12 protein-coding genes are annotated in these 12,253 nt (G+C 57.9%); 8 read left to right on the forward strand and 4 right to left on the reverse strand.

Annotated elements, in window-relative coordinates; translation table 11 throughout:
* Positions 1–4 precede the first annotated feature (4 nt).
* Entirely contained in the window at positions 5–928 is a 924-nt protein-coding gene (locus AC2FEE_RS06080; protein ID WP_496863756.1) for a hydrogen peroxide-inducible genes activator, read from the reverse strand.
* Between the two features lie 44 nt (positions 929–972).
* Positions 973–2,094, reverse strand: a complete 1,122-nt coding sequence (locus tag AC2FEE_RS06085) for a DUF6456 domain-containing protein (protein WP_496863758.1) — start codon at positions 2,092–2,094, stop codon at positions 973–975.
* Between the two features lie 240 nt (positions 2,095–2,334).
* Between AC2FEE_RS06085 and AC2FEE_RS06090 the strand changes: the two genes are divergently transcribed.
* Positions 2,335–2,634, forward strand: a complete 300-nt coding sequence (locus tag AC2FEE_RS06090) for a DUF6477 family protein (RefSeq protein WP_496863759.1) — start codon at positions 2,335–2,337, stop codon at positions 2,632–2,634.
* Here AC2FEE_RS06090 and AC2FEE_RS06095 read toward each other — a convergent pair whose 3' ends face one another.
* On the reverse strand, positions 2,635–4,179 hold the full coding sequence (locus AC2FEE_RS06095; protein ID WP_496863760.1) for a trimethylamine methyltransferase family protein: 1,545 nt from the start codon (positions 4,177–4,179) through the stop codon (positions 2,635–2,637).
* A gap of 155 nt (positions 4,180–4,334) precedes the next feature.
* On the opposite strand from AC2FEE_RS06095, the gene AC2FEE_RS06100 reads away from it, so the two are divergent.
* Entirely contained in the window at positions 4,335–5,036 is a 702-nt protein-coding gene (locus AC2FEE_RS06100; protein WP_496863761.1) for a DUF2270 domain-containing protein, read from the forward strand.
* Positions 5,037–5,045: 9 nt separating this feature from the next.
* On the opposite strand, the gene AC2FEE_RS06105 is transcribed toward AC2FEE_RS06100, so the two are convergent.
* Complete coding sequence (locus tag AC2FEE_RS06105; protein ID WP_496863763.1) at positions 5,046–5,483, reverse strand: GNAT family N-acetyltransferase; 438 nt, start codon at positions 5,481–5,483, stop codon at positions 5,046–5,048.
* Positions 5,484–5,564: 81 nt separating this feature from the next.
* Between AC2FEE_RS06105 and guaA the strand changes: the two genes are divergently transcribed.
* The 6 genes from guaA (at position 5,565) to metA (ending at position 12,252) form a co-directional block, all read left to right on the forward strand.
* The gene (guaA, locus tag AC2FEE_RS06110; protein ID WP_496863764.1) at positions 5,565–7,124 is read left to right on the forward strand and encodes a glutamine-hydrolyzing GMP synthase; all 1,560 of its coding nucleotides are present in this window, start codon (positions 5,565–5,567) and stop codon (positions 7,122–7,124) included.
* Between the two features lie 73 nt (positions 7,125–7,197).
* Positions 7,198–8,100, forward strand: coding sequence for a DMT family transporter (locus tag AC2FEE_RS06115; protein ID WP_496863766.1), 903 nt, complete (start codon positions 7,198–7,200; stop codon positions 8,098–8,100).
* Positions 8,101–8,225: 125 nt separating this feature from the next.
* Positions 8,226–9,350: an OmpP1/FadL family transporter gene (locus AC2FEE_RS06120; RefSeq protein ID WP_496863767.1), complete on the forward strand. Its 1,125-nt coding sequence runs from the start codon at positions 8,226–8,228 to the stop codon at positions 9,348–9,350.
* A 104-nt stretch (positions 9,351–9,454) separates the two neighbouring features.
* Complete coding sequence (locus AC2FEE_RS06125) at positions 9,455–10,351, forward strand: DMT family transporter (protein WP_496863768.1); 897 nt, start codon at positions 9,455–9,457, stop codon at positions 10,349–10,351.
* Positions 10,352–10,401: 50 nt separating this feature from the next.
* Positions 10,402–11,274, forward strand: coding sequence for an ATPase (locus tag AC2FEE_RS06130; RefSeq protein ID WP_496863769.1), 873 nt, complete (start codon positions 10,402–10,404; stop codon positions 11,272–11,274).
* A gap of 39 nt (positions 11,275–11,313) precedes the next feature.
* Positions 11,314–12,252 carry a homoserine O-acetyltransferase MetA gene (gene metA, locus AC2FEE_RS06135; RefSeq protein ID WP_496863770.1) on the forward strand — a complete coding sequence of 313 codons (939 nt, stop codon included), beginning with the start codon at positions 11,314–11,316 and terminating at the stop codon, positions 12,250–12,252.
* Position 12,253 lies beyond the last annotated feature (1 nt).

The raw sequence follows: 12,253 nt of genomic DNA on the forward strand, positions 1-12,253 counted from the left end.
GTTATTAGGCGCGGGTGGCAGTCACGATGCCTTCGCCGACCCGTTGGATGACCTCGGCAAGACCGTCAAACCAGCCTTCCCCCCCAGTTGAAGCACGCCGCACCAGACCAACTGTGCGCGCCGGTTGGGGCGTGCTGAAACGCATCAGCTTCAGCCCGGGTACGGCCTCGGATTCCGACCGCGCCGCAAGCTCGGGCATCAGGGTCAGGCCAAAGCCTTCGGCCACCAGTCGCGACAAGGTGGCCAGCGACGACGCGCCCATATTGATGAGTCCACTGCTGCGGTCCTGTCCGCAGACCTCAAGCGCCTGATCCGTCAGGCAATGGCCATCGTCCAGCAACATCAATTGCGCGGTTTTCAGATCCAGTGGGCGAAGGGCCTCGGGGTTCGTTGCCATGCCCTGCAGGCGCGCCGTACTGCCGGCCAGAAGAAACCGGTCCTGAAACAGGGGGAGTTCGAACAGCTCATTTCCACCAACCGGCAGAGCCACAACACCGGTGTCGATTTCTCCGACGCGCAGCATGGCCAGCAGTCGCTCGGTTCTGGCCTCGCGCACCTGCACGCGCAAGGAAACGTCCGAGGCACGCAGTCCGGCCAGCACGCCGGGCAGCAAATACGGCGCGATTGTCGGAATTATGCCAATCACCAGCGATCTGTGCCCACCCGAGCGATCCCTGGCGAATTGATCCAGCCTATCGGCGGCACCCAGAACCTGGCGTGCGTGATCCAGCACATCGCGCCCCAGCGGCGTTAGCAGGATGTCGCGGGCCTGACGTTCGAAAAGCGGGCCGCCCAAACTCTCCTCCAGCGCCTTGATCTGCACCGACAAGGCGGGTTGCGACACATTGCAGGTCTGCGCCGCCCGGCCGAAGTTGCGCTGTTCGGCAACGGCGTTGAAGTATTGCAACTGTCTGAGGGTAAAATTCATAACCAGTGACTATCACTTGGCTTCGCAAACGCAACCAAAACGTATCACCCAATCAATCGATTCCGCTCCGAATGGCTTTCGTAATGCCGCTTGAGTCTTTGCAGAGCGATCCGCAATACGATCTTGCCGGACCGCGCCGACCAGCCCATGCGTTTTTCGGCCAGTTCCAGCCCTTCGAGGTAACAACAGCAGCGCAGCGCTACGTCGCTTAACCCCGGCCCGAGATCCGACAGGGCATGTTCCACTCGATCCCGCGCGTCGGACGAACCTCGCCCGCCATGTGCCTCGCTATTGAGACTGCCGCGCCCTCCGGCGGTCAGGAAATGATCCCAGTTTTGCGCGACCTGAGGACCGATTTGCGCCAGTTCAAAATCCTCACGCAGACGTTCGCCTGCGGCGACCAACGAATCATCCAGGAACGGCTTGCCATCCCGATCCCGCCTGCGCGCCAGCGCAATCAGGGGGCTTTCCGCCGCGCTGTAGCGAACGCGCCTTGGCCGGTCGGGTTTCGCAGCCACGCCCTGCCCCTGCGCCATTTGCGCCTGGAAGGATGCCTGCGCCTCGGCCATTCCAAACTCACTGCGCTCGCGCGCCTTGTTCTCGGCCTCGGCGACCAGTCGGCTCAACGCGGTCCGGCCTGCTGACGATATGCGATACCGCGAAATCCGGGCCGGGTTATCGCAAGAAATCCAGCCTTTCAGGGCAAGGGCCTGTGCGATCCTGCATTCCACCACGGCCGTTCTGGTGGCTCCAGCGTCGCCGGTGTCGCGAACCACAACGGCCTTGTCCATTTCCTCGGCCACTGCCAAGACCGACCCGGTTTCACACAAGCGGCGCAGAATCCGTAGGGCCTCGCGGTTGAATTCCTCATCCTTTGCGGCTGCCGATTCTTCTTCGGTGACAGGCAGCGACCCATGAGCAGCCCCAGCCTTGCGGTCACCCGGATCAGAGAAATGTGTTTCCGCCAGCGACTGCAGCGCGGCATCCACCAAAGGATCGTCTCGGCGCATTTCAATCCGTCTGATTTGTCTGAGAATGGTCGAAGCATGGCACCCCGCGGATCGCGCGATATCGCGGATCGACTGGCCGGTCTCTGTGTGGGCAAGATATCTCTGCGCCCCTTCAGGTACCCAAGCCGGAATGGTGAAAGCCATGTTATTTTCCATAGTTCCTTGCCCTCGTCGACACAACAATCTGATCTCAATCGCCCCCGATGAGTTTGTTAACCAATTCTAACTAGAGTTGCTTTCGTTACTCGTTCGTTAACCCGCAGGGACAAGAACCAGATTTGATTCAAAACCATAAACACTCATGAAGTCGCAGTTCGGCGCGAACCCAATCAAGGCAACACCCGCTTAGGTTGTGTGACAAAAAGGGCAACTTCCACTCGAACAAGGAACCCCGAGATGCAGGACCTGATGACCATGATTACCACCCTCCGCCGCCCCCGCCTGCTGGCTCGGGCCGCAAAACTCGGGGCGCAGGACTATGACCGGGAACGGCATCTGCAACGTATTCTGGGATACGGCTCGCTGCCCGTGACAGGTGCAGCACTGGTTCGGCTGATGGAAATGGAACGAGAGGTTAACGCGCAGCGGTTAGGGGAAGACGCGGCCTATTCGCTGGTGCGCCATCTTGACCTGCTGATTGCGTTGCTGGGCGAAGCGCAGCTGTATAAAGCCAGCCGCGCCTCGCAATATCAGTGATCAGGTGAAGGCATCCGGCATGGATGCTTTCTTTTCCGCGACGTATTCGTTCAGCGCGGCGTTGACTGTCAGGTCGAGTTGCGGCTGCTGGTAGTTGGCCAGCAGATGCTCGACCCGCGCGGCGGCCAGTGTCCGTGTGTCACGCCCGCCTTCGTCTTCCCAGGTCTCAAAAGGCTTGTAGTCCAGCACTTCGCTTTTCCAGAACGCCTCTTTGAAATTGGCCTGGGTATGTGCGCAACCCAGATAGTGGCCACCAGGACCGACTTCACGGATAGCCTCCATCGCCTGCGCGTTCTCGTCATAGGCAACGCCTTTGGCCAGACCGTGCAGAACGCCCAACTGATCGGCATCCATGACGAACTTCTCAAAGTCCGCGACCAGACCGCCTTCCAGCCAGCCGCAAGAGTGCAGCATGAAGTTCACACCGGCCATCAGGCCCATGTTCAGCGAGTTTGCGGTTTCATATGCCGCCTGCGCATCCGGCAGCTTCGAGCCACAGAACGATCCGGCAGAGCGGAACGGCAGGCTCAGACGTCGCGCCAGCTGACCCGCGCCATAGGTGACCATCGACGCCTCGGGAGTACCAAAGGTCGGTGCACCCGAGTTCATGTCGATCGACGATACGAAGGCACCAAAGATCGCAGGTGCGCCTGGACGAATGATCTGGCTGTATGCCACACCCGCCATAACTTCGGCCAGAACCTGCGTCAGCGTACCTGCCACCGAAACCGGGGCCATCGCACCGCCGACAATGAACGGAGAGATGATGCAGGCCTGATTGTTTTTCGCATAGACTTCAAGCGAGCCCATCATCACATCGTCGAAGGTCATCGGCGAGTTGATGTTGGTCAGAGAGGTCATGACAGTGTTTTCCTGCACGAACTCTTTGCCGAACAGAATACCGCACATATCAACCGAATCCTGCGCCCGACTGGGATCGGTAACCGAGCCCATGAACGGTTTGTCCGAAAGGGTCATGTGCGCCATCAGCATGTCCAGGTGACGCTTGTTCACCGGAATGTCGGTCGGTTCACACACGGTCCCGCCCGAATGGTGCAGCCATTTGGACATATAGGCCAGTTTCACGAACTTGTTGAAATCGTCCATGGTCGCATAGCGACGACCGCCATGGATATCGCGCACGAACGGAGGACCGTAGACCGGTGCCAGGACCAGATTGCGGCCACCGATTACCACCGACTTCTCCGGGTTGCGGGCGTGCTGGGTGAATTCGCTGGGTGCCGTTTTGATCAGTTCACGCGCCAAACCGCGTGGGATGCGTACGCGCTCGCCATCAACATCGGCGCCAGCGTCTTTCCAACGCTGCAACGCGGCCGGGTTGTCAACAAAGTTGACGCCGACCTCGGCCAGAATGGTTTCCGCATTTGTCTCGATGATCTCCAACGCTTCTTCGTTGAGAACCTCGAAATTCGGAATATTCCGTTCGATGTACTTCGCCGTTTCGATACGAACCGCGGTGCGCTCGGCCCGGCGGGCGGCTCCGCCACCGCCTCTTGCTCTGCGTCGGGTGTTTGCCTCTGCCATGAGATAATCCCGTTAGTCATGTTCACGTTGCAAATCGTGTTACCGGAACCGCCGACCACATCAGACGTGGATTACGGCGCAATAGGGGTAAAAGCGACATGATTGCCACTTCGAAATTGTTTTGACCCGTTTTTCCTAATGTTCATGATAGGAGCATGGAATCGGAAACGCAAAAAGCACCTTCCACATCAATTGAAAGAAAGTCCCTTGATGCGGCGGAAATTGGCGCCGTCGCACACCTGTACCGAGGTGAGGTTTATCGCAGTACAATCTGGCGGACCCGATTGGACACAACGACGAACTGGGCGGTTGTCACGCTGGGTGTCGCGTTGTCGATTTCCTTTTCTTCGCCCGAGGCCTCACCCCTACCCCTGGTGCTTGTGGGCATTCTGATCATCCTGTTCCTGATGCTCGAGGCGCGGCGCTACCGATACTTCAACGTATGGCGCGCGCGGGCCAGATGGCTCGAGACCCATTTCTATGCACCGCTGCTTTATGATGGTGATCTTCATATGGAGGAGAACTGGCAGAAAGTTCTGGCGCAGGACTATCTGCACCCGCGCTACCATGTCAGCCAGATGATCGCGATCGGGCGCCGAATCCGCAGGAACTATCTTTGGATTCTGCTGATCCAGAGCCTGGCTTTCTGCGTGAAAATCTCAGTCCATCCGACTCCGGTCGATAGTTTCAAGCAAGCCATCGACCGGGCCGATGTGGGTCCAGTTCCCGGTGAGGTGCTTATCGTTACGGGCTTTTTCTACATTCTGTGCTGGTCCATCATTGCGATCTGGAGCTATCGGGCGGATGTCAGCCGCGCTTCTCACCGTGGTAGTCAAAAGTCGGAATCAATGGGTTAAAACGCAGGCTTAGAGCGTTTTTTCCATCGCGACGGAATTGCCGCTAATTTCCGTTTCAACCCAACCCAGATGCGCATAGATCGCGCGTGTTCCCCGCATCAGCCGGTGGGTGCGCAGGATCATATGCGAGCATCCTGCCTCGCGCGCTTCTGCCTCGGCCGTAGCCAATAGTTTCCCGGCAATCCCCTGTCCTTGCGTCTTTGGTGAAACGGCCAAGTTGAAAACCTTCATCTCGGCGCCCAGCCGGTCAAAAATGATCACTCCGGCCAAACCGGACTCTGTACGAGCTAACACCACCCGATGTTCCGTGATGTCCGCTGCGATACCAGCCGTCACATCCGGAAGATCAGCAATTGTTTTGCGCGCTTCAGCATAGGCCGCTGCGACACACTCGGTGACCGCCCCAGCGTCTTCCTGTGTCGCGTTCACGAAACGAATGGTGGTCATTGATCCGATCTCCCTTTGTATCTGACTGGAAACGCCTTCATAACGCTTGCACATAACCGCCGCGCGACCTAAGAGCCAGTCATGAGCCAGACATCCCATGACCGCCTTCTGATCATCGACTTCGGCAGCCAGGTGACGCAGCTGATCGCACGCCGCCTGCGCGAGTTGAATGTCTATTGCGAAATCCACCCCTACCAGAAAGTCACGATGGACTTTGTGCGCGAAATGGCGCCCAAGGCCGTGATCTTCTCGGGCGGGCCGGACAGCGTGACGCGCGAGGGTTCCCCCCGCGTCCCGCAAGAGATTTTTGACTATGGCGTGCCGATCCTCGGCATCTGCTATGGCCAGCAAGTGATGACGCACCAGCTGGGCGGCAAGGTCGAAAGCGGCCACGGCACCGCCGAGTTCGGACGGGCTTTTGTCACGCCGAAAGGCCAGCTGGATATTCTGGACGGTTGGTTCACCGGCGGAGACGAGCAAGTCTGGATGAGTCACGGCGACCACGTCAGCGAAATTGCCCCGGGGTTTGAGGTCTTCGGAACCTCGCCCAATGCACCCTTTGCGATTACCGCCGACACCAACCGTCACTTCTATGCCGTTCAGTTCCACCCCGAGGTGCATCACACCCCAAAGGGCGCGAAACTGTATGAGAATTTCGTCAAACTGGCCGGGTTCAGCGGCGACTGGACCATGGGCGCCTATCGCGACGAGATGATCCGAAAAATCCGCGAACAGGTCGGGGAAAAGAAGGTCATCTGCGGCCTGTCCGGCGGCGTCGACAGCTCGGTCGCGGCGATCCTGATCCACGAAGCAATTGGCGATCAGCTGACCTGTGTGTTCGTCGACCACGGCCTACTGCGCAAGAACGAGGCGCAGGAAGTCGTTGGCATGTTCCGCGACAACTACAACATCCAACTGATCCATGCGGATGAAAGCGACCTGTTCCTGGGCGAATTGGACGGCCAGTCCGACCCCGAGACCAAGCGCAAGATCATTGGCAAGCTTTTCATCGACGTGTTCCAGAAACACGCCGACACCATAGAAGGCGCCGAGTTCCTGGCACAGGGCACGCTGTATCCAGACGTGATCGAATCGGTCTCGTTCTCGGGCGGTCCTTCGGTCACCATCAAATCGCACCACAATGTGGGCGGTCTGCCTGAGAAGATGGGCCTTAAACTGGTCGAACCCCTGCGCGAGCTGTTCAAGGACGAGGTCCGCGCGCTGGGTCGTGAGTTGGGCCTGCCGCAGAGCTTCATCGGCCGCCATCCCTTCCCTGGCCCCGGCCTGGCAATCCGTTGCCCTGGCGAGATCACCCGCGAGAAATTGGAAATCCTGCGCGAGGCCGATGCGGTTTACATCGACCAGATTCGCAAGCACGGGCTATATGACGAGATTTGGCAGGCCTTTGTTGCCATCCTGCCGGTCCGCACCGTAGGCGTGATGGGCGACGGGCGGACCTACGACTATGCCTGCGCCATGCGGGCGGTGACTTCGGTCGATGGCATGACCGCTGACTATTATCCATTTACCCATGAATTCCTTGGCGAAACCGCCACGCGGATCATCAATGAGGTCAAAGGCATCAACCGATGCACTTATGACATCACTTCGAAACCTCCGGGAACAATCGAGTGGGAATAACAAAAAGCCGGGCACTGTCCCGGCTTTTTTGTTTAAGTTCAGCCAGGAACGCGCGATTCCCACAGGCAGGTGAATGGACAGCAGCAAACCGCAGATCGGCAAGGCCGCGCTTTGGATGACCGGGGCTATTGCCTCGTTTTCTTCCATGGCCGTTGCCGGACGAGAGCTGAGTGTCACGCATGATACTTTTGAGATCATGTTCTACCGCAGCCTTGTCGGCATCTGCGTGGTCGCGCTGGTCTTGTCGTTCACTGGCAAATGGCATCAGGTTTCGAAATACAAGCTGGGTTTGCACGGTATCCGGAACCTAATGCACTTCACAGGCCAGAACCTGTGGTTCTATTCAGTCTCGGTCATCCCACTGGCGCAGGTTTTTGCGCTGGAGTTTACCCAACCCATCTGGGTTATCTTACTGTCCCCTCTGCTGTTGAAAGAAAGGCTGACGCCGGTTCGGTTGTTGTCGGCCCTGATCGGCTTTGCCGGCATCCTGATTGTTGCCCGCCCCGGTGCCGTACCCCTGAGCGCGGGCGTTCTGGCAGCCGCCCTTTCGGCAGTTTTCTTTGCGCTGACCACCATTTCCACCAAAACCCTGACTCGGTTTGCCAGTATCGGCTGCATCATGTTCTGGCTGACTGTTATGCAGGCTGTTCTGGGCCTGATTGCGGCTGGCATCGACGGCCAGATTTCGCTGCCCACAACCGCCACCGCGCCTTTTCTCTTACTAGTGGGTCTGGCAGGCCTGTTGGCGCATTACTGCATCACCAACGCGCTGGCCATTGCCCCGGCGACCGTGGTGGTGCCATTCGATTTTGCCCGCCTGCCGACAATCGCGGTGGTCGGCATGATTCTGTACCACGAGCCACTGGATCACTGGACCCTGCTGGGGGCCGCCGTGATCTTCTCGGGCATCTTTATGAACGTCCAGGCCGAGAATCGTAACAGTTTAGCAACAGATTCACGCCACAATCACCAGTAATAACGCACCGTCACCAGTTGACGGATTAATAGGCCTTAAGAAAGTATCGAGCACCATAAGTCAGGTCGATCGTAACCACTCAATAACCCATGCCTGACCTACAGGAGACCTTAAGGGAGGAACTAATGAAAAAAGCGCTACTACAGGCGTGCGCAGTCTGTGTCGGGGCGACAGGAGCCTATGCGGGTGGCCTTGATCGCAGCGGCCAAGGCGTCAACATCCTGTTCGAAGAAGGGTCCGTTGTACAGTTTCGTCTCGGCTACACCAACCCTGACGTTAGCGGTGAGCAGTTCGGCGTCGACTCCGGCAATATTGCCAACGACTTCTTCACTCCGCATCTGGCCTACAAACGCGCCTTCACCGATCGTCTGGATTTCGCACTCGTCTACGATGAGCCCTTTGGCGCAGATGTGCGGTATCCGACAAATTACCCTCTGTCGCAAAACCCAACAGCACCTGTTGGTGGTCGTTCCGACGTTCTGCGCGCAACGGCGGATGTTGACGCGATCACGGCACTGCTCCGCTACAAGATCGATGGGGGCTTCAGCGCCATCGGCGGTGTGCGCGCCCAACGGGCGAAGGCAAACGTCGCAGTCCCGGTGGTTGCCGGCTACGAATTTGAATCCGATGCCGAGATTGACTTTGGTTACGTCGTAGGTGTCGCGTGGGAACGCCCCGACATCGCGGCACGCGTGGCTTTGACCTACAACTCAAAAATCACGCACAATTTCGACTCGACGGAATCGATCAATCGCGTCCCCCCCGTCCCGGCGGCGCTTGTGACAGTGAACGATGAAACCGAGGTTGAGACGCCTCAGTCGGTAAACCTGGATTTCCAGACCGGTGTCGCACCCAAAACCTTGCTGTTTGGTTCGATCCGCTGGGTTGACTGGCCGCAGACCGTCCTGGCCCCGGAGGTTTACGTCGGCGCAGCAAACCAAAACCTGGTCGATTATGCTGACGACACGTTCACTTACACTCTGGGTCTGGGATACCAGTTCTCCGAGGAGTTCTCGGGCGCGATCACAGCGGGATATGAAACGTCATCGGACACACCGGTTACGAACCTCGGCCCGACCGACGGCTTCTGGAGCCTGGGCCTTGGTGGCACATACAGCTTTGAAAACGCCCAGATATCCGGCGGCGTTCGCTATACCGATATCGGTGACGCGACCACCACAACCGGCGGTGAATTCTCGGGCAACTCGGCTTGGAGCGTTGGCTTTCAGATCACATACGCTCTGAACTAATTCCAGGCCTGATCCCAAACAAATAAGCCCCGCTGTTTCGGCGGGGTTTTTCTTTGCGCAGGTTTCGGGTCGAAACGGGCGCCCAGACAGTGCGAAAAGGTTGCATGGAAGCACAAAAACACCTCTCACCGAAAGCATGGGCCGAGCTTCTTTTGCTGGGTCTGATCTGGGGCGCATCGTTCTTGTCAATCCGGATCGCGCTGGACACGATCCCAGTAATGACCTCAGTGCTTCATCGGGTTTTATGGGCAATGCTGGCGCTTTGGCTTGTGGTCTTTTTCCGGCGGTTGACCATTCCACACGGCCCTCGCGTTTGGCTGGCGTTCCTGGTCATGGGATTGCTGAATAACGCAATTCCGTTTTCGCTGATGGCCTGGGGACAGCTCTACATCGAGACAGGCCTGACCTCGATCCTGAATGCAATGACGGCCATTTTCGGTGTCATAGTCGCGGCGTTGTTTTTCAAGGATGAACGCCTCAGCCGCACGCGCGCTATCGGAGTTGGGCTTGGATTTCTTGGAGTTACAGTTGCAATCGGGATACGGAACTTTGCCAGTTTCGACCTGCAGAGCATGGCCCAACTGGCCGTCATTGCAGGCACGGTATCCTACGCTCTGGCGGGTGCTTGGGCGCGAGCCACTTTGTCCGAACTACCCCCTGTCGTCGCTGCAGCCGGTATGTTGACCGGATCGACCCTGCTGATCCTGCCTATCACACTGCTGGTCGATGGCGTGCCACGTATGGACTTGCCCCTTATCACGTGGGCGGCGATTGGCTATTACGCTTTGATTGCCACGGCCGGAGCCTACCTGTTGTACTACCGGGTTCTGGCCATGGCGGGTGCGGGGAATCTGTTGCTGGTCACGCTGGTCATCCCTCCTGTCGCCATCGTACTGGGCGCGGCTTTGCGGGATGAGGCCCTACCGCCGCAGGCATATCTGGGTTTCGCCATCCTTGCGCTGGGGCTATTGATCCTCAACCGCGCAGGCGCACGCGATTGACGCCGCCCGCCGCCCGTTTTAGCTAGGTCGGAAAAAAGGGACAGCGGACGATGATCTACGGCTCGGCAAAAGACTGGCGCGGCGCGGCGCGGAAAAAGGTGCTGTTTTTTGGCATGTCAGGTCTGGGCAAGACTTATGTGTCCAACGTCCTGCGCGATTCCGGCGACTGGTTTCATTACTCGATCGATTATCGCATAGGCACCCGTTACATGGGCGAATACATCGCCGATAACGCCAAAGCCGAGGCGATGAAGGTTCCTTTTCTGCGTCAGCTTCTGCTTTCGGATTCGATCTTTATTGGATCGAATATATCGTTCGAAAACCTGACCCCCGTAGCCGCTTATCTGGGCAAGCCCGGAAACCCAGAGCTGGGTGGCCTGGATCTGCCCGAATACAAACGCAGGCAGGAGCAATTCCGACAGGCTGAAATTCACGCGCTTTTGGACACCGAGTACTTCATCGACCGGGCGCAGCGCCTGTACAGATATCTACATTTCATTTGTGACACGGGCGGGTCGATCTGCGAATGGGTGGACCCGACAAACCCAACGGATCACGTTCTATCCGAATTGTCCCGCCAGACCCTGATGATCTGGATTCAAGGGGACGAGGACCATACGGCCGAGCTGATCCGCCGTTTCGACAAGGCGCCCAAGCCAATGTCATATCAGCCCGAATTTCTGACCCGTGTTTGGAACGATTACCTGAGCCAACACGACTGCCGATCCGAGGACGTGGACCCTGACGCGTTCATCCGCTGGACCTATGCGCAGGCACTGGCGCATCGCCAGCCGCGTTATCAGGCGATGGCCCAGAACTGGGGCGTCACTGTCACCGCCGACGACATGCACAAGGTTCGTGACGCGGCTGATTTCGATGAGTTGATCGAGCGAACCCTTGAGACCCGCGCGAACGACGCTTAGTTTCCGCTTCTACACTGAAACTCCAAAGGCTTGAATCTGATGCCGATTAAGATCCCCTCCGACCTTCCTGCATTTGATGTCCTCACCAAAGAGGGCGTCTCGGTCATGGCCGAGGATCAGGCGATGCGTCAGGATATTCGCCCTCTGCGGATCGGGTTGCTGAACCTGATGCCCAAAAAGATTCAGACCGAGAACCAGTTCGCGCGCCTGATCGGGGCGACTCCGCTGCAGATTGACCTATCTTTGATACGCATGACCGAGCATCGGACCAAGAACACCGCTGCTGAGCATATGGCTGAGTTCTACCGCCCTTTTCAGGAGGTCAAAAACGAGAAATTTGATGGCCTGATCATCACCGGCGCGCCGATTGAGCATCTGGATTTTACCGACGTCACCTATTGGGACGAAATGCGCGAGGTTTTCGAATGGACACAGACAAATGTGCATTCGACCTTTGGCGTCTGCTGGGGCGGGATGGCGATGATCAACCATTTCCACGGCGTGCAGAAACATATGCTGGACGCCAAGGCCTTCGGCTGTTTCCGTCATTCCAACCTCAACGCGGCCTCACCGTTCTTGCGCGGGTTTTCGGACGATTGCGTGATTCCGGTCAGCCGCTGGACCGAGATGAAACAGAATGAGATCGACGCCGCGAACGGCTTGGTGACCTTGCTGGGTAGCGATGATGTGGGGCCGTGCCTGGTCGAAGATCGGACGCACCGGGCTATCTATATCTTCAATCATTTCGAGTACGACAGCGATACTCTGAAACAGGAGTATGACCGGGACGTCGCCAATGGCACGCCGATCAACGTGCCGATGAACTACTATCCGGATGACGATCCGACCCAAACGCCGCAAAACAGATGGCGCAGTCATGCGCATCTGCTTTATGGCAACTGGATCAGTGAGATTTACGGCACCACGCCCTACGACATCAGCCGGATCGGTGTTGATCAAACTGATCTGAGGGCCTGAC

It is taken from the genome of Ruegeria sp. YTSC199, from assembly GCF_059609725.1.

Bases quoted from the DNA above. Each gene is read 5' to 3' on its own strand.
- AC2FEE_RS06080 (WP_496863756.1), bottom strand. From the start codon at position 928: ATGAATTTTACCCTCAGACAGTTGCAATACTTCAACGCCGTTGCCGAA.
- AC2FEE_RS06085 (WP_496863758.1), bottom strand. From the start codon at position 2,094: ATGGAAAATAACATGGCTTTCACCATTCCGGCTTGGGTACCTGAAGGG.
- AC2FEE_RS06090 (WP_496863759.1), top strand. From the start codon at position 2,335: ATGCAGGACCTGATGACCATGATTACCACCCTCCGCCGCCCCCGCCTG.
- AC2FEE_RS06095 (WP_496863760.1), bottom strand. From the start codon at position 4,179: ATGGCAGAGGCAAACACCCGACGCAGAGCAAGAGGCGGTGGCGGAGCC.
- AC2FEE_RS06100 (WP_496863761.1), top strand. From the start codon at position 4,335: ATGGAATCGGAAACGCAAAAAGCACCTTCCACATCAATTGAAAGAAAG.
- AC2FEE_RS06105 (WP_496863763.1), bottom strand. From the start codon at position 5,483: ATGACCACCATTCGTTTCGTGAACGCGACACAGGAAGACGCTGGGGCG.
- guaA (WP_496863764.1), top strand. From the start codon at position 5,565: ATGAGCCAGACATCCCATGACCGCCTTCTGATCATCGACTTCGGCAGC.
- AC2FEE_RS06115 (WP_496863766.1), top strand. From the start codon at position 7,198: ATGGACAGCAGCAAACCGCAGATCGGCAAGGCCGCGCTTTGGATGACC.
- AC2FEE_RS06120 (WP_496863767.1), top strand. From the start codon at position 8,226: ATGAAAAAAGCGCTACTACAGGCGTGCGCAGTCTGTGTCGGGGCGACA.
- AC2FEE_RS06125 (WP_496863768.1), top strand. From the start codon at position 9,455: ATGGAAGCACAAAAACACCTCTCACCGAAAGCATGGGCCGAGCTTCTT.
- AC2FEE_RS06130 (WP_496863769.1), top strand. From the start codon at position 10,402: ATGATCTACGGCTCGGCAAAAGACTGGCGCGGCGCGGCGCGGAAAAAG.
- metA (WP_496863770.1), top strand. From the start codon at position 11,314: ATGCCGATTAAGATCCCCTCCGACCTTCCTGCATTTGATGTCCTCACC.